Origin of the sequence: Qipengyuania oceanensis (assembly GCF_009827535.1) — a bacterium.
Taxonomy (GTDB): domain Bacteria; phylum Pseudomonadota; class Alphaproteobacteria; order Sphingomonadales; family Sphingomonadaceae; genus Qipengyuania_C; species Qipengyuania_C oceanensis.
The window spans coordinates 92,278-107,583 of the sequence record NZ_WTYN01000004.1; the positions used below are offsets into that span (position 1 = coordinate 92,278).

At 57.8% G+C, this 15,306-nt stretch carries 18 protein-coding genes and 1 pseudogene; 12 read left to right on the forward strand and 7 right to left on the reverse strand.

The annotated features are described in order from the left end of the window. Positions 1-92: 92 nt before the first annotated feature. A pseudogene (locus tag GRI48_RS13065) lies at positions 93-197 on the reverse strand (integrase core domain-containing protein); the annotation flags it as partial. A gap of 210 nt (positions 198-407) precedes the next feature. Then, positions 408-539, reverse strand: a complete 132-nt coding sequence (locus GRI48_RS14455) for a hypothetical protein (protein ID WP_272916765.1) — start codon at positions 537-539, stop codon at positions 408-410. A gap of 1 nt (position 540) precedes the next feature. Here GRI48_RS14455 and GRI48_RS14530 point away from each other — a divergent pair, with 1 nt between their 5' ends. The 10 genes from GRI48_RS14530 (at position 541) to GRI48_RS14460 (ending at position 8,668) form a co-directional block, all read left to right on the forward strand. Further along, positions 541-711, forward strand: coding sequence for an AlpA family phage regulatory protein (locus GRI48_RS14530; RefSeq protein ID WP_160677131.1), 171 nt, complete (start codon positions 541-543; stop codon positions 709-711). A gap of 245 nt (positions 712-956) precedes the next feature. Then, the gene (locus GRI48_RS13080; protein ID WP_160677134.1) at positions 957-1,595 is read left to right on the forward strand and encodes a GntR family transcriptional regulator; all 639 of its coding nucleotides are present in this window, start codon (positions 957-959) and stop codon (positions 1,593-1,595) included. A 76-nt stretch (positions 1,596-1,671) separates the two neighbouring features. Further along, entirely contained in the window at positions 1,672-1,968 is a 297-nt protein-coding gene (locus tag GRI48_RS13085; RefSeq protein WP_160677137.1) for an alcohol dehydrogenase catalytic domain-containing protein, read from the forward strand. A gap of 47 nt (positions 1,969-2,015) precedes the next feature. Then, on the forward strand, positions 2,016-2,969 hold the full coding sequence (locus tag GRI48_RS13090) for a 3-carboxyethylcatechol 2,3-dioxygenase (RefSeq protein WP_160677140.1): 954 nt from the start codon (positions 2,016-2,018) through the stop codon (positions 2,967-2,969). Further along, complete coding sequence (locus GRI48_RS13095; protein ID WP_160677143.1) at positions 2,966-4,777, forward strand: FAD-dependent monooxygenase; 1,812 nt, start codon at positions 2,966-2,968, stop codon at positions 4,775-4,777. The genes GRI48_RS13090 and GRI48_RS13095 overlap by 4 nt, the downstream gene beginning before the upstream one ends. Before the next feature lie 50 nt (positions 4,778-4,827). Next, on the forward strand, positions 4,828-5,709 hold the full coding sequence (locus GRI48_RS13100) for an alpha/beta fold hydrolase (RefSeq protein WP_160677146.1): 882 nt from the start codon (positions 4,828-4,830) through the stop codon (positions 5,707-5,709). Between the two features lie 29 nt (positions 5,710-5,738). Beyond that, on the forward strand, positions 5,739-6,494 hold the full coding sequence (locus tag GRI48_RS13105) for a 2-keto-4-pentenoate hydratase (protein ID WP_160677149.1): 756 nt from the start codon (positions 5,739-5,741) through the stop codon (positions 6,492-6,494). After that, a complete protein-coding gene (locus GRI48_RS13110) occupies positions 6,491-7,435 on the forward strand; it encodes an acetaldehyde dehydrogenase (acetylating) (protein ID WP_160677152.1) in 945 nt (314 codons plus the stop codon). The genes GRI48_RS13105 and GRI48_RS13110 overlap by 4 nt, the downstream gene beginning before the upstream one ends. After that, the gene (dmpG, locus tag GRI48_RS13115; protein ID WP_160677155.1) at positions 7,432-8,484 is read left to right on the forward strand and encodes a 4-hydroxy-2-oxovalerate aldolase; all 1,053 of its coding nucleotides are present in this window, start codon (positions 7,432-7,434) and stop codon (positions 8,482-8,484) included. The genes GRI48_RS13110 and dmpG overlap by 4 nt, the downstream gene beginning before the upstream one ends. Before the next feature lie 49 nt (positions 8,485-8,533). Then, a complete protein-coding gene (locus tag GRI48_RS14460) occupies positions 8,534-8,668 on the forward strand; it encodes a hypothetical protein (protein WP_272916766.1) in 135 nt (44 codons plus the stop codon). A gap of 77 nt (positions 8,669-8,745) precedes the next feature. Here the strand turns inward: GRI48_RS14460 and GRI48_RS13120 are convergent, their stop codons facing one another. Next, on the reverse strand, positions 8,746-9,225 hold the full coding sequence (locus GRI48_RS13120) for a hypothetical protein (protein ID WP_160677158.1): 480 nt from the start codon (positions 9,223-9,225) through the stop codon (positions 8,746-8,748). 320 nt (positions 9,226-9,545) lie between these two features. Between GRI48_RS13120 and GRI48_RS13125 the strand changes: the two genes are divergently transcribed. After that, on the forward strand, positions 9,546-10,205 hold the full coding sequence (locus tag GRI48_RS13125) for a hypothetical protein (RefSeq protein ID WP_160677161.1): 660 nt from the start codon (positions 9,546-9,548) through the stop codon (positions 10,203-10,205). Between the two features lie 5 nt (positions 10,206-10,210). Next, positions 10,211-10,720, forward strand: coding sequence for a hypothetical protein (locus GRI48_RS13130; RefSeq protein ID WP_160677164.1), 510 nt, complete (start codon positions 10,211-10,213; stop codon positions 10,718-10,720). A 24-nt stretch (positions 10,721-10,744) separates the two neighbouring features. On the opposite strand, the gene terL is transcribed toward GRI48_RS13130, so the two are convergent. Genes terL through GRI48_RS13150 form a run of 4 tightly spaced genes read right to left on the reverse strand, consistent with a single transcriptional unit; the run spans position 10,745 to position 14,766 of the window. Beyond that, complete coding sequence (terL, locus tag GRI48_RS13135; RefSeq protein WP_160677167.1) at positions 10,745-12,295, reverse strand: phage terminase large subunit; 1,551 nt, start codon at positions 12,293-12,295, stop codon at positions 10,745-10,747. Beyond that, complete coding sequence (locus GRI48_RS13140; protein ID WP_160677170.1) at positions 12,295-12,786, reverse strand: DUF5681 domain-containing protein; 492 nt, start codon at positions 12,784-12,786, stop codon at positions 12,295-12,297. Before GRI48_RS13140 ends, terL begins: the two co-directional genes overlap by 1 nt. Before the next feature lie 3 nt (positions 12,787-12,789). Next, a complete protein-coding gene (locus GRI48_RS13145) occupies positions 12,790-14,109 on the reverse strand; it encodes a DNA modification methylase (RefSeq protein WP_160677173.1) in 1,320 nt (439 codons plus the stop codon). A 54-nt stretch (positions 14,110-14,163) separates the two neighbouring features. Further along, entirely contained in the window at positions 14,164-14,766 is a 603-nt protein-coding gene (locus GRI48_RS13150; protein WP_160677176.1) for a hypothetical protein, read from the reverse strand. Positions 14,767-15,306 lie beyond the last annotated feature (540 nt).

The window sequence follows — 15,306 nt, forward strand, 5'->3', positions numbered from 1 at the left end:
ACGAAGCCGGGATTCTTTTTGGTGTCGGGATTGCGCCCCATGATCGGTCATTCACTCCAGTTGCTTCAACTACTGAAAGCGGACGCGGCTGAGGTCGCGAACAGCGTCTCGTTGTGGCACTCGTCGCGCAGGCGGCCATTTAAGCTTTTCACGAAACCGTTCTGCATCGGCTTGGCCGGCGCAATGTAATACCACTCAGCTCGTTGTTTCTGCGACCAATGCAGCCTCGGCCAAGCCTTGCGTATTCTCGCCGCACGTGGCGTCGCGCCGCACCCGCATTTGCTCCTATTTCTTTTGAGCCCCGGCGGTCACGCGATCGCGTGGCTGACATCGGACCTCGCGCAGTTATTCGAGGACTTCTCCGGCAAACTGCCATCAGTGCTCGAATGGGTCTTAGGCAAGCAAGTTCACGATCTGAAGCCGCGATGGGTCAAGTCACCGCCCATCGTGTTGCGCGACTGCTTTCCGACCACATCGATGAGCTCGAACGCAAGGATGTCTTGATTAGCGACGTCTTCGCTGCTGCCGAAAGAGGTCACCGTGGGTGAGGAAATCGAAAAGGGAGCGACTGAAACCTGCCACGTCGTTCGGCTCAATCGTTTCGCGGGGCTGCGTCACCGCGTCGGTCATGGTCATTCTACGATCTACCGTCGGATGGCCGAGGGCAAGTTTCCGAGGCAAATGCAAGTGGGCGGGGATGCTGTTGCATAAGAGGAATGCGAAATAGAACAATATATTGCCGCAAAGCTCAATTGAGCCAATCCCCTGCGTCCGTTATTGGTGTCTCGCAACTCAGCAAAAAGTGCGCGGAGAGGCTGTTAGTTATCGATTTTTTGGCCAAGATGTTCAACGAGTGAGCTGGCCGCTGGCCCTCAGCCATTGGCTGAGGAAAACTCACACGTTGAAATGACCTGCAATCAACCCTAGCATGCTAGAGTGTTAATGGGGCTTTGGTGATGAGTAAAAGCAAGAAGGATCAGGTTTACGATACGATCATTGATCGGCTTGTCAAAAAGGAATATCGCTTCGGACAGAATATCCTGGTCAAGGAACTCGCGCAGGAAATCGATGCAAGCCGACAACCAATCATGGCTGCGCTCACTGCGCTAAGCACGGACGGATTCGTCAAGATCATTCCGCAAGTTGGTTGTCAGGTAATCCAGCCTTCAAAAACTGATATTAGCGATTTCTATCTGATGTTTGCAAGGTTGGAGGGTCTCTTTGCAGAACTTGCAGCAATCCGCAGAAGCGCTCGGAGCCTCGCTCGCCTAAAGGCAATAAATCTGCAAATTAGGCACGAACTCTTTGATGGGAATGGTGAAGACTATCGAACACTCAACCACGAGTTCCACCGCGAGATGCATAAGATGGCCAATTCGGAACTGCTTGGAGCGAGGCAGGCGGTCAATTTTGCGATGTCCGATTTCATCATAGCGCAGGTGACGAGTTTCAAGCCGCACTTGAGCGAGGCCGTTGATGAACATGAAGCCATCATTGAGGCCATTGATCGGGGGGACGGAGTGGCAGCAAGGGCGGCAGCTGAAGCGCACATCTTCGCTGTTTCTGCCAGCGTACTCGAGAGCATGAAGGCCTGATCACGCGGCCAAGCTCAAAGTAGCCCTTGCCAAATCATACTAGCATGCTAGTGTGCCGAAAAATGGGAGAGATTGAATGTTGATGAAGGCCGCTCGCCTCCACGACGTGGGAACAAGTTTTCGTATAGAGGACATCGAGCGTCCTGAACCTGGTCCGGGCGACGTTCTCGTGCGCGTGCACGCATGTGGCATAATTCCAAACATGAAAAACGTCATGGCGCACTATGCGGAATGGTTTCCCTATCTGCCCCTCCTCCCTCTTCCAGCGATCTATGGCCTTGATTCGGCTGGTGAGGTCGTGGCTGTCGGAGACCGAGTTCACGGAGGGACAGTTGGAGAGCGGGTGTACATCACCATTGGCTACGAATTTTAGACATGAAGGTCCCAGCCAACACCCACCTTCTGATGGAGGCTTGAGCCATGCTCGCTCTGGCTTGCGCATCTCATTCACCCCTCATGCCAAATGGCCCGGCTGACGATAAAACTCGTCAGTCGGTCGCTGAAGGCTTCTCCAAACTCGGATCATTCATTGAGGACTTTGCGCCCGATTTGGCGATCGAGTTTGCACCTGATCATTTCAATGGTTTCTTCTATGATTTGATGCCGATGTTCTGCATCGGCTTAGAGGCACATTCGGTTGGCGACTGGGGAACCAAAGCGGGGCCGCTGAGGGTTCCAGGCCAAGTCGCCGGACCTATGGCTGAACACCTTGTAAATAAGGGCTTCGATGTCGCCGTCTCCCATCGAATGAATGTTGATCACGGGTTCGTGCAATTCTGGGAAAATACAGTCGGCAGCGCTTCGCAAATCCCTGTCGTTCCAGTTTTCGTCAATTGCGCGGCGCCGCCATTGCCCACATTCAAGCGAGCACGATTGCTCGGCGAAGAAATCGGCAGATTTGCGGCGGATCTCGGCAATCGAGTCCTGATCGTCGCTTCAGGAGGGCTGAGCCACGATCCACCGACGCCTCAATTAGATGAAGCAAATGGCGAGGTCCGCGAGCGCCTGATTGCGGGTCGCAACCCTCCTATCGAGGTGCGGCAAGCAAAGGAGGCTAGGATCCTCCAGATTGGCGAAGCGGCAGCAAAAGGCGATGCCGGCATCCTCCCTGTCTCTCGAGAATGGGACGAACGCTTCTTGTCTCAATTGGCGGGACAGAATTTGCAGTCGTTTGACGACCTATCAATGAAAGAGGTGGTTGCAGAGGCTGGACGCGGAGGACCGGAAACTCTCTGCTGGGTGGCAGCGATGGCTGCTGCATCTGCGCAAGGCCCGCTCCAAACCGAGCTGTACCATTATTCTGACACGCAGGGCTGGATTGCCGGGATGGCAATTCTTTCAGGTCACAACATTTCCGAGCCGGGGTCCCAATGAGCGAAAGGTTTGACACAGATGTACTGGTTGTTGGGAGCGGCCCAACCGGTGCGACAACGGCGCTTGCGCTAGCGACCTATGGCATACGTGTGCAGATCGTAAGCCTGTGGAATTGGCTTGCTCACACTCCTCGCGCCCATATCACAAACCAGCGAGCCATGGAGGTGTATCGTGATCTCGGTATAGAGGAACAGGTGCACGAACAGGCAACGCCCTGGGAATTTATGGGCGATACTCCTTATGCCACGAGCCTTGCTGGCGAGGAACTGGTGCGGCAGCGTTGCTGGGGTACCGGTGACAAACGGAAGAGCGATTACTTGGTCGCGAGTCCTTGTGGTCTGGTTGACCTAATCCAACCAAAAATCGAACCGATACTCCTCAAGAATGCGTCGGAGCGTGGCGCAACCTTTACCTTCAATACCGAATATCTTCGCCACGACCAAGATGACACTGGAGTGACGGTCTTTCTGCGCGAGAGGCTTTCCGGGAGAGAATACTCAGTTCGAGCACGATTTCTTGTCGGCGCCGACGGGGCAAGGTCCAAGATTGTCGACGAGTTGGAATTGCGCGTGACGGGTGAGTTGGCTCGAGCAGGCACCGTTTACACAATCTTCGATGCAGATCTTGCGCAATACGTTGAACATCGCCCGAGCATCCTGAACTGGATCGTCAATCCGAACACCAGCTTTGGGGAGATCGGAATGGGATTGCTCCGCGCCGTCAATCCGTGGACCCGCTGGATTGCTGGTTGGGGCTTCGACCTAAGCAAAGGCGAGCCCAATCAGTCGCCCGAATTCGTCAAACAGCAAATCAAAACCATGATTGGTGATCCGGATATTGAGCCGGAAATTATCGAGACTTCCCTCTGGTACGTGAACCAGGCGTACGTGCCGCAATGGTCCGTGGGACGTGTGTTCTGTGGTGGGGACGCGGTCCATAGGCACCCTCCATCAAGTGGACTCGGTCTCAACACGTGCGTCCAAGATGCACACAACTTGGCTTGGAAGCTCGCCTACGTGATCCACGGCTTTGCCGGCCTTGAACTGCTGGAATCGTATTCGGTTGAACGGTCTCCGGTAGGGAAGCAGATCGTCGAAAGAGCCAATCTCTCACGTGCTGAGTACGCCCCCCTCCATGCGTGTCTGCGGGTCGATGGTGCATCCCAACCAGTTGCCGAGGGAATTCGGCGGTTTAGAGACCCTGGACCCGAAGGCCAGGCTGCGCGAGCGGCGATGCTGGACGCTATCAGACTCAAGGACACTGAGTTCAATGCTCTCGGTGTCGAATTAAATCAGAGATACGAGTCTACAGCGGTCATCGCTGATGAGGACCTGAAGCCCGAGAAATTCTCAAAGGATCCGGTTCTCTATCATCAGGCGACGACGCGACCTGGTGCGAAGATTCCCCATGTATGGTTGGTCGATAAGGGCGGACAAAAGGTGTCGACGCTCGATATCACCGGCAAGGGCATGTTTACTCTCGTTACCGGCCTAGGCGGGCAATGCTGGAGCGAAGCGGTCAATGCTTTGGACTTCCCTTATTTGAAATCGGTGATGATCGATAGCGCTGGCGCGCGCGACCTCTACTGCGATTGGCAGGAATTACGCGAAATCGAAGAGTCTGGCGCTCTGGTGCGGCCGGACGGGGTAGTCGCGTGGCGCCATCAATCCGCTCCCTCTGATGCGTGCGAGGCCGAGAACCTTTTGGCTTCGGCACTTGGACGAATTCTGGGCATCGAGAAAGGGGCAATAAGCCAATCGCGGCAGCATCAGTTTGCGCCAAACTTCGGGCCGCACCTGTTCGCATAGGAATTACTCCGCGAACCGCTGGTAAAGATGATGATGTGGGATCAATGAATATGTCTGATGAAAAGCCAATGAATTTTGCTAGCGTGTGGGCGGATCTTCGCGGCGTAGAGTTTGCGCAGAGATTTATCGATGTCGATGGAATTCGGACACGTCTGATTGAGTCCGGCGATCGTTCCAAGCCGCTGGTCTTGGCGCTCCATGGGGTCGGTGGACATGCTGAAGCATATTCCCGCAATTTTGGCGCTCATGGAGCGGAATTCTGGTTTGTCGCCATCGACATGCTCGGTCATGGATGGACCGACAAGCCGGCTATTGACTATCAGGTCAAGGATTACGCTGAGCACGTTCTCGGCGTTCTCAAGGCTCTCGGGCATGAGAAGGCCTCGATTTCAGGAGAGTCCCTTGGCGGTTGGGTCGCGACCTATCTTGCCGTTCATCATCCGAAATCAGTTGAGCGACTGGTGCTTAACACATCGGGTGGCTGGACAGCCCACCCGGAAGTCATGACTCGGCTCAAGAAACTATCGGGCGAAGCAGCTTCCGATCCTAGCTGGGAGCGAATTCGTGCGCGCCTCGAGTTTCTGATGTTCGACAAGTCGAAGGTGTCAGACGATCTGATCGAAACGCGGCGCGCTATTTATGCTCAACCCGGATTCGCCGACACCATGAACAGGATCATGTGCCTACAGGACATGGAAATTCGACGACCAAACATGATCACAGAGGAGCAATATCGCTCCATAAGTGCTCCCACGCTGGTCATCTGGACTTCGCACGATCCGACGGCGACACCTGATGAAGGAAAGCAAATCGCAGATATGATTCCTGATAGTCGCTATGTAGTCATGAACGAATGCGGACATTGGCCGCAATTCGAAGACCATGCGCAATTCAATCAATTGCACACGCAATTCCTGCGAGGTGAATTGTGATTCCAAACGATTTGGAAGAGGCTGCAAGAATGTTGCGCGCGGCCTACGCGGGAACACCCATTCCCCCTTTACGCGCTTTTCTCGAACCCACTGATGCTGCTGGTGCCTATGGCGTGCAAGAGATCAATACGCGCTACTGGGAAGCGCAGGGCCGTTGCATCGTCGGACGCAAGGCCGGACTGACAGCCGAAGCGGTGCAGAAGCAGCTCGGCGTCGACCAGCCCGATTTCGGAGTTCTGTTCGACACAATGAGGGTGGCCGACGGCGGCGATCTCGATCCGGCGAAGTGCCTGCAGCCCAAGGCCGAAGCGGAGATCGCCTTCGTGCTTGGCGCTGACTTGCCCTCTGCGGAGACCTCAGCGGAAGACGTCGCTGATGCAGTCGCCACTGTGCACGCCGCAATCGAGATTGTCGACAGCCGCATCGCAGACTGGAAGATCACCTTTGCCGATACCGTGGCAGACAACGGTTCTTCCGCCTTTTTTGTCCTCGCCGATGAAGGCCTCCCGCTCGAAGGTCTCGATCTCGAAGGCGCGCCCATGGACATGCAGGTTAATGGCGAGACAGCCTCTACCGGTATCGGCAAGGCAGCGCTTGGCAATCCGCTCAACGCCGCTGCGTGGCTAGCCCGCACGCTCGCCGAACGCGGAGAGCCGCTGAAGGCAGGCGACATCCTGCTCGCTGGTGCGCTTGGCCCGATGGTCGCGCTGTCCCCGGGAGATAAGGTCCACGCCAAGGTCGGCGGGATCGGCGAATGCAGTTTCAGCTATGGGCACGCCAAATGAGCGGCAAGACCAAGGTCGCGATCATCGGATCGGGGAACATCGGCACCGATCTGATGATCAAGATCATACGCCTTTCCGAAGTTCTCGAAATGTGCGTGATGGTCGGTATCGATCCGGAATCCGATGGCCTCGCCCGCGCCAGGCGCATGGGGGCCGCTGCTACGCATGAAGGAATCGAGGGGCTCGTCGCGATGCCCGAGTGGGACGACATCGAAATCGTGTTCGACGCCACCAGCGCCAGCGCGCACAAGCGCAACAGCGAGATAGTGCTGGCGGCGGGCAAGCGCATGATCGATCTGACCCCCGCCGCAATCGGACCCTACACGATCCCGCCGGTGAACGGCGATGGCAACCTCGACGCCGCCAACGTCAACATGGTCACCTGCGGCGGGCAGGCGACGATCCCGATCGTTGCCGCGGTCAATCGTGTCGCGAAGGTGCACTACGGCGAGATCGTCGCCTCCATCGCCAGCAAAAGCGCCGGCCCCGGCACCCGCGCCAACATCGACGAGTTCACCGAAACCACCAGCCAGGCGATCATGGATGTCGGCGGCGCGACGCGCGGCAAGGCGATCATCATCCTCAATCCCGCCGAACCGCCGCTGATCATGCGCGATACCGTGTATTGCCTCTGCGACGACGCCGATCAGGACGCTATCCGCCAGTCGATTGACGACATGGTTGCCGAAGTGCAGAGCTATGTCCCGGGTTATCGCCTGAAGCAGGCGGTACAGTTCGAGCATATCGGTTCTAACCGACCGCTGCGCATCCCGGAAATGGATGCTGAATTCACCGGCCTCAAGGTCAGCACCTTCCTCGAGGTGGAAGGCGCGGCACACTACCTGCCTGCTTATGCCGGCAATCTCGACATCATGACCTCGGCCGCGCTCAAGACTGCTGAGAAGATCGTCACCCGCATGCATGAAGGAGGCGCAGCATGAGCTTCGATCCGGCTACCGACAAGCTCTACATCCAAGATGTCACCCTTCGCGACGGAATGCACGCCATCCGGCACCAGTACGGGATCGATCACGTCAAGGCGATCGCGAAGGCGCTCGACGCGGCCAAGGTCGATGCCATCGAGGTGGCACATGGCGACGGGTTACAAGGCTCCAGCTTCAACTACGGCTTCGGCGCCTACACCGACTGGGACTGGATCGGGGCAGTTGCAGAAGAGCTCGAGCATTCCGTGCTCACCACGCTGCTGCTGCCTGGCATCGGCACCGTGCACGACTTGAAACACGCCTGCGAAATGGGCGTCAAATCGGTTCGTATTGCCACGCATTGCACCGAAGCTGATGTCAGCAAGCAGCATATCGAAGCGGCGCGCAATCTCGGCATGGACGTCTCGGGCTTCCTCATGATGAGCCATATGACCGATCCGGAATCGCTCGCGCAGCAGGCGCTGCTGATGGAAAGCTACGGTGCGCATTGCGTCTATGTCACTGACAGCGGCGGCGCGATGAATATGGACGAATATGCCGGGCGCCTGGAGGCCTATGACCGCGTGCTGAAGCCCGAAACGCAGCGCGGCGTTCATGCACATCACAACCTGTCGCTCGGCGTCGCCAATTCCATCGTCGCGGTGCAGAATGGCGCGGTGCGCGTCGATGCCAGCCTTGCGGGCATGGGCGCAGGCGCGGGAAACGCACCGCTTGAAGTCTTCATCGCCGCGGCCGACCGATACGGTTGGAACCACGGCTGCGACCTTTATGCCGTGATGGATGCCGCCGAAGACCTTGTGCGCCCGTTGCAGGACCGCCCCGTCCGGGTGGATCGCGAAACGCTAACGCTGGGATATGCCGGGGTCTATTCGAGCTTCCTGCGTCACGCCGAAAAGGCCGCGCAGGACTATGGCATCGATACCCGTTCGATCCTGGCGGAAGTGGGCAAGCGCAAGATGGTGGGCGGTCAGGAAGACATGATCGTCGATATTGCGCTGGATCTGTCTCAAGATAATTCGGTCAGGGGCCGGATCGTAAATTCCTAAAATGAAAGCGAAAATGACATGAATGTGATGCCTCTTCTTGAGATCGAACATGGCCGAAGCGCACCACATCAACAAACCTGAACAATTCGTCACCGATCTGGGGCTCGTCGAAGCATGGCGCGAAGGCGGCGATTGTAGCGAATTCTGCCATCCGGCTCCGGAGATGGAAGTCGCCTGCAAGTGAATGACCGAAAAGGGCGGTTGCGGAAAGTCCGCTTCCTGCACTCGAACTCCAAAAGCAAACCGGCCGTTAACGGCCCATCACCAGTCATCCTTGTTCGACCTGTCGGCGAGAACGCATGCTGCAACCGAATTTGCAGAGGCGATGTAGGCTTGTTCGGCCTTCTTCCATTGGGAGCCAGTCCACTTGCCAATAGGAGCCCAGCCGCCGGCATACTCATTGAACCTCTCAAGGTTGGTTTGGCTTATGCGGAACCTTCCTTCTCGTGCTTCGAAGGTGAACCGGCTGCGGATCTGCCACTTGGGTAAGCTGCCATAGGTAATGGCACTCCGCGCCACGATCATTCCGCCTTCGATATCGCTGGTGATGATAAGAGGCGCGTTGACGGTGCCTGGCGCAAGATGCTGCGCAATGCAGGTTTGCGCGCGCGCGGCGATCTCGGCTGGTGATCCTGCGGTCTGATACACTTCACTGACTACTTCGGTCAGGTATTCCCGAGCGTTTGCAGGACTAGCCGAAACTGCGGTTAGGGCGATTGCAAGGCTGGCATATCTTACCATCGGCTCAAGTCCTCCTCTCAAGGCCTGTAGGTTGCTGCGAAGCCGGCCCCTTTCAATCACAATGACTTAACTGATCGGGCAATGCTGACAAGTTCGCACTTGTCTTCCTGGTCCATTTGAGCAAGTTGGCTGCGCTCCCCGTGAAAGCCGGGGAGCGGGGCGTAGAAACTCCTTCCGCAGATCGCTCGGCCGTTTATCGGCCGGGTGGCATGCGCGCATGTCCAGCCGGCAACGGTAAAGGCGTATGCGCCTGCTCTACGGACAGGTTTCTAACACCCGGCTTCGGCCGTCGCCCCGAGAGGACATAGGAGCGACGAGAGATGCGAAGCCGGATCACTTCGAGATTGGTAGCATGCACATGCCTGCTTGGCATTGCGCTCAATGCGGGAACGGTTCCTGCCTCGGCGCAGGCGGTCACGGGCTGGACCGACAAGCAGCAGGCGAAACGCGCCGAGCAATTCGCGAGGCTCACACCTGAGCATTTCGCGCGCACCGCGGAAGCGCATGATGACGAGCTTGAGGTCGTTGCCACAATCGACACTCAAAAGGGGCACCGCTTCAAGGGCGCCTTCAAAGACCCCGTTCGCACCGACACGTTTTTGCGCGCGCTCGTAAACAAGCGCAGTGGTGCTGCGCTCTACCAACTCTATGCGAGCCTGACCTACACCGGCGAGTGGCGCACTTTCACCAGCGCGACCTATGTGGGTAGCGAGGGGCCGGTGAGCGCACCCCTGAAAGTGATTAGGCGCGACGTCGACTGCCAATATGGCGGATGCATCTATGTCGAGCATGTCGCCATTGAGATTTCAGGAGTCTTGCTCGAGGAACTGGCTACCAGAGCTGCGGAACGACCGGTCAAGCCCTGGCGCTTTCGCTTCAAAGCGAGGAACGGGCAGGACTGGACCGATGATATGGCGCCTGCCGAGGCAGCCGGTCTGCTGCTCGCGGTCGAGCGCTACAGAGCAAAAACGAGCGAGTAGGCGTGATGGCCGCTCGCGACATGACTCCAGGAAGCAAAACAGTCGACGAGACACACGTGTCGCCAAACCGTTCTGCTGCACTGTTTGCGACCGAGGGTTCGGCAAGGGAGTGGCTCTGCCGCGCCGATCCGAGAGTACGCATTCCCACTTCGTCGCAGCGCCGGGCATTGATGATCAGCTTTGCCGAACGCGGCATCGCGCTGGTCGCAAGTGCGTTCGAAGCGGTGCGGCTCGATGGCGAGGTCGATCTCGACGATTCGTCTGACATCACAGCCCATGCCGATGGCGTCACCCTGATCGAGATCAAGTCGACCAATCAAGCGAAGATTGGCGCGGATCTGGCCGGATATTTCTTCAACATCACGGCTGCCGAACTGCTCACCGCGCAGACGCTCGGCGAGCACCACCGCTTCGCATTCGTCAACACGGCGCGAGGCGAGTGGCAGGAACTCGGCATCCGCGATATCCTGGCGAAGGCCAAAGCGATGTACCCTGCCTTCCATATCCGTTTCTAGCCGCGGGTGCCCCCGGATAGCTCGTCAATAAAGCCCGCTCCATGGGTCGCCGTCAAAGGCATCGATCCCGTGTTCGTTGAAGATCTCGGCATCCTCGCCATAGGCCTTGACGCTGCCGTCCGCTTCCAGCGCGAAAACGGTACCGCCGGCGGGCGCTGCTGTTTGCATCGACCATCTGCGGCGAACATAGTCCAGGAGCTGGGTGAAGGCGTCGACCTGGTCGTCGTGTCGGGCATTGGGAAAACCGAGGAGTTCGGATTTGAACTCGGCCAGCCAATGCGCTTCGGCCGGCAGGAAGAGCTGACCTGCCTCGACCATTGAGCTTACGCCTTGTGCGCGGGCGAACTTGTCGAGCGTGGGCGTGCGAGGAATGGGCAGGGGTACGCCTTGGTTGTGCTCGGAGCGCAAGGTCTGGATCATTTCTTCTCCTGAACCCTTGTCTTCGACGAGCAGCGTTCTCGCCATGTGCAAGCGCGCAAGCTCGACCAGCTTGCGCCTGAGGTCCGGAAATTCGCGCCGACCGCGCCAGACATCGATGATGTGGATCTCTTTTTGGCGCAGCAGTACAGTGATGCAGACCGAATAGTCGTTGCGCTGCCCGGTCTTCTTGGCGGTATCCCAGGACTGGATGATCTCGCCAAAGCCGTATGGTTCGAGATCTGGCGGAGAGGTCCTGAGCCAGTCGTGCTTGAACACATTGCCTTCGGCAGGGATCGGATCCTGGAGATACTGCGCGGCAAAGGCGGATGAACCCATCTGGGCGCGCTGGTCCTCAAGCGTGGCAAGCGACTCGCGTTCTGGGTGAAGAATATCGCCGGGCTTGCGTGTGTGCAGCTTTCCGCCAAGCAGAGGGAGCCGTGCATCCTCGGGCGCTATCGCGGGTAATGAGAGATGATCCCATCCACCTGTCTCCAACAACATGCCACAGATATCGTATTGATGGAGCCGCTGCATGACGCAGATGATCGCGCCTGAGGACTTGTCGTTGAGCCGCGACACCAGTGTCGAGCGATACCATTCGTTGACCGCTTCGCGCACGACCTCTGAATTGGCATCCTCGGGCTTGATGAGATCGTCGAGCACGAGGATATCCCCGCCGCGCCCCGTCAGCGTGCCCTGGACCGAGGTCGAAAGGCGACCGCCGCCACGCGTGGTCTCAAAGTCATAAGAAGCTGAGCGCCTCTGCGATATGACGGTCCCGGGAAAGAGTTCGCGGTACCAGGCCGATTGTATCAGCGAGAGACAGTCGCGCGCCAGTTTGCCCGAAAGCTCGTTTGAATAGCTGACGCAGACAAAATTAAGCGTGGGGTCGCGCCCGAGCATCCAGGCGATCCATGCGATCGAGATAATGATCGACTTGCCGTTCCTTGGCGGCAGGTTGACCATCAACCTTCGCGTATCCCCTGCGGCAACGCGGTGGAGTTGATAGCCGATCGCCGCAATGTGCCAGTTGGGGGATAGGAGCTGGCCGCCGCGTATGTGCAGCCAGGCGCGATCGAGAAAGGCGAGAAAGTCGTGGCGCTGGAGTTCCTTGAGGAACGCTGGCGGATCTTCGGGTGTAGGAAGCTGCGCCATTACTTGTCTCCCCCGCTATCGTCGAGGTCTTCCAGCTGCTTTGGCGCGGTATCCTCGCTTGATGTCTCACTCGAGATATCCGGCCCGCCAGAACCCTGCCGTTCGAGCCAGCGATCGAGCAGTTGCTTGTCGAGCGGGGAGAGCTTCTCCTCACCGGCGCCGCGATCACCGGGGCCGAAGATCGCCAATACGAGATCCGTTAGCTGCCTATTAGCGCGCATATCGCCGCTCGCTGCGCGCAAAGCCAAAGTGAGCATCGCATGGGCCTGAGTAGTGTCCTTGCGGTGCTTGCCATTGACGTTGATCGTGATGCGTTCTTTCAAGGCCTGGTCGAGATCCTGCTTGAGGCCGCGCGAGCCCTTCTTGCGGCCTTTCGGGTTGCCCGATTGGCCCTTGGCCCAGCGAGAGTGCTTGGGCGGCTTGCCATAGCCAACCTCGTAGTCGCCGCCGCCCGGGCCGCCTGAGCCGCTATTCTTGCCTGTATTTGCCATGGATCAGTCCTCCTCGCGCTCGGAGAGTCGCTCGGCGGCGATCTCGGAGAAGGTGCGGCCATCACCTGCGAGAACAGGTTCGATGCCGGTCACGCCCTGGAGCCGCTTCAAGGCGGTATCGACATAGAGCGGATCGATTTCCATGCCGGCGCCCCTGCGCTTGGCCTTGTGCGCGGCGATCAGCGTGGTGCCCGAGCCAAGGAAGGGATCGACCACCAGGTCGCCGCGGTTCGAACAATCGAGCAGGAAGTCGACCACCATTGCGGTCGGCTTGACGGTCGAATGCGCGGCCAGATCTGCCTCACGGCCTTTGCGAAACGTGTTGCAACCAGGATATTCAATAACATTCGTGCGGTATCGCCCGGTCTCGCCCAGCCCGAAGTTGTTGACGTGCTTGGCCTTGCCCGACTTGAACGCCAATACGAGCTCGTGCCGGCTGCGATAGAATGTTCCCATCCCTCCCGTACCCTTGTCCCACACGAGGAGTTGCTTGAACTCACCGTAGACACCATCGGCGGCATCGAGGATCTCGCGGATGTGGCGCCAGTCAATGCATTGATAATGGATCGAGCCCGAGCGTGAGAACCGAACGCAGTTCTTGAACACCGAGCGCAGGAAGTGGGTGAACTCGGCCGGAGACATCTCACCGCTCGCAAATGCGAACTCACGGTGGCGGCCGGTGCCTGAGACGTGGCCATTAATGGGCACGTTGTAGGGAGCGTCTCCAAAAACGATGTCAGCCCGTTCGCTGGCGAGCAGTGTGTCCCAGCTCGCACTATCGCGTGCATCGCCGCAATAGGCCTTGTGCGGACCAATGAGCCATAGATCGCGTGGGCGCGTGACAGCGATTTGATCAGGATCGGGCAGCTCGACTTCTTCGGCTTTGCCAGCCTTGTCGGGTTCAACCTCCTCGACAACCGAAAAGTCGAGGTCGGCGGTTGAAAAGCCCAGCTCGGTAATGTCGAACCCGGCTTCGAAGAAGAACTCCAGTTCGACGCTGAGCGCATCCTGGTCGAACTCGGTGAGCGAGGAGATCTTGGCATCGGCGAGCGAATAGGCGCGGCGCAGCTCATCGCTGGCAAAGCTTTCGCGCAAGACCGGGACTTCCGCCTTGTTGAGCTTGAGTGCAGCAAGATACCAGTCTTCGCCCGCTACGATGGTGTAGTCGTCGGATACGAGGATCGGCGGGATAAAACCGTGGCGCCGGATCATCTGCGCGCGCAGTTCGACCAACTTGTCGGTGAAAACGATGGTGCCATTGGGATTGCGCTTGGGCAACGAGATCGGCGCGATCTCGATCTGCGGGTGGTTGGGTAGTTTCATTGGTCTGCTCCTTCAAATTCGAGGGAACAAACCAGCTAGAGCAAAATTCCCTGCTCAGGGTGCAGGTCTTCGACCCTGATTTAATTTCCGCCTTCGCGATACAATATTGCGCATCTGGCCAAGCGAGGGCGGATCAAACTCCCACTTGGTCAGAAGATCGCTAGTCATTTTCAGAGCGCGCCGACTGCGACCTTGTTCCATTTGGGGAACCTCGATCTGACCGATGACAGGGTGGGTCACCGATCTGTTTCCGTCCTGAAGCGCGTAGAGTTCACGGTGAAGGCCAACAATCAAATTGTCGCGATGTTGCCGCATGATTGTGTTGTGCATGCCAATTTGAGCCTCAAACTCGCTTCGCCCTTCTATCGATCCCAGCCGATGTGCCAAAGCTTCAAGGAAGCCTCGCGGGATACCTGGCTGGTTAATCTGCAGCACTGCGCGCGTCAGCTGCGTGCGCGATGGCAATTTGCCAGGCGGCCGGCCACGCTTGCGGACAAGCACGCGCCTGACTGCCTCCGTTTCAATCTGTGAAAGCGGTGAAGGACAGATCTGATCGAACGCTTTCAGCAGCATCTCGTCACTGGGACGGCCACGCCTGGCCGCGAAACGTGCGACTATTGCTGGTGAGGTCACCGAGTAATGCGCGAAGTCGGCCATTTGGATGCCTTAGCAGATCTAGCTCGTTGGCCGAAAGGCAGGGTTGCAAAGGGTTTTCCCCGCAATCACCACCTTTACATAATGGCGGTTCTCCGCGCCGAAATTTCGAGCGTCGGAATGATAATGCGATGTATGTGAAATCTTTGGCTGAGCTGAGTTCGCGCTAGGCTGGCGGCGCCGTTTGGACCATCCCGGCAAAGAAAATGAAGATGCGTAAGTCTCACCAGGTCCCCCTCTCGCGACAGTCATTGGCGCTGCTGGAAACTCTGCAATTGATCACCGGTCCCGATGGGTACGTCTTCCCATCCATTCGCGATCTCTCCCGTCCTATGAAAATACTGTCAACGCTGGCCTGCGGCGGATGAGCTACGCCAGCCATGAAATGACCGCGCATGGTTTTCGGGCGATGGCATCCACACTCGTAAACGAAAATGGCACCCCTACGCAATCGAACGCACCTTGGTGACCTTCCCCCAAGAAAGTGGTCCATTTTGAGAGTTAGAGAACCGGCTATTTACGGCTTGAAAGGAGCTGCTGAAT

Bases quoted from the DNA above. Each gene is read 5' to 3' on its own strand.
- GRI48_RS13110 (WP_160677152.1), top strand. From the start codon at position 6,491: ATGAGCGGCAAGACCAAGGTCGCGATCATCGGATCGGGGAACATCGGC.
- GRI48_RS13105 (WP_160677149.1), top strand. From the start codon at position 5,739: ATGTTGCGCGCGGCCTACGCGGGAACACCCATTCCCCCTTTACGCGCT.
- GRI48_RS13095 (WP_160677143.1), top strand. From the start codon at position 2,966: ATGAGCGAAAGGTTTGACACAGATGTACTGGTTGTTGGGAGCGGCCCA.
- GRI48_RS13090 (WP_160677140.1), top strand. From the start codon at position 2,016: ATGCTCGCTCTGGCTTGCGCATCTCATTCACCCCTCATGCCAAATGGC.
- GRI48_RS14460 (WP_272916766.1), top strand. From the start codon at position 8,534: ATGGCCGAAGCGCACCACATCAACAAACCTGAACAATTCGTCACCGAT.
- GRI48_RS13140 (WP_160677170.1), bottom strand. From the start codon at position 12,786: ATGGCAAATACAGGCAAGAATAGCGGCTCAGGCGGCCCGGGCGGCGGC.
- GRI48_RS13145 (WP_160677173.1), bottom strand. From the start codon at position 14,109: ATGAAACTACCCAACCACCCGCAGATCGAGATCGCGCCGATCTCGTTG.
- GRI48_RS13130 (WP_160677164.1), top strand. From the start codon at position 10,211: ATGGCCGCTCGCGACATGACTCCAGGAAGCAAAACAGTCGACGAGACA.
- GRI48_RS13085 (WP_160677137.1), top strand. From the start codon at position 1,672: ATGTTGATGAAGGCCGCTCGCCTCCACGACGTGGGAACAAGTTTTCGT.
- GRI48_RS13150 (WP_160677176.1), bottom strand. From the start codon at position 14,766: ATGGCCGACTTCGCGCATTACTCGGTGACCTCACCAGCAATAGTCGCA.
- GRI48_RS13100 (WP_160677146.1), top strand. From the start codon at position 4,828: ATGTCTGATGAAAAGCCAATGAATTTTGCTAGCGTGTGGGCGGATCTT.
- GRI48_RS13125 (WP_160677161.1), top strand. From the start codon at position 9,546: ATGCGAAGCCGGATCACTTCGAGATTGGTAGCATGCACATGCCTGCTT.
- GRI48_RS13120 (WP_160677158.1), bottom strand. From the start codon at position 9,225: ATGGTAAGATATGCCAGCCTTGCAATCGCCCTAACCGCAGTTTCGGCT.
- dmpG (WP_160677155.1), top strand. From the start codon at position 7,432: ATGAGCTTCGATCCGGCTACCGACAAGCTCTACATCCAAGATGTCACC.
- GRI48_RS13080 (WP_160677134.1), top strand. From the start codon at position 957: ATGAGTAAAAGCAAGAAGGATCAGGTTTACGATACGATCATTGATCGG.
- terL (WP_160677167.1), bottom strand. From the start codon at position 12,295: ATGGCGCAGCTTCCTACACCCGAAGATCCGCCAGCGTTCCTCAAGGAA.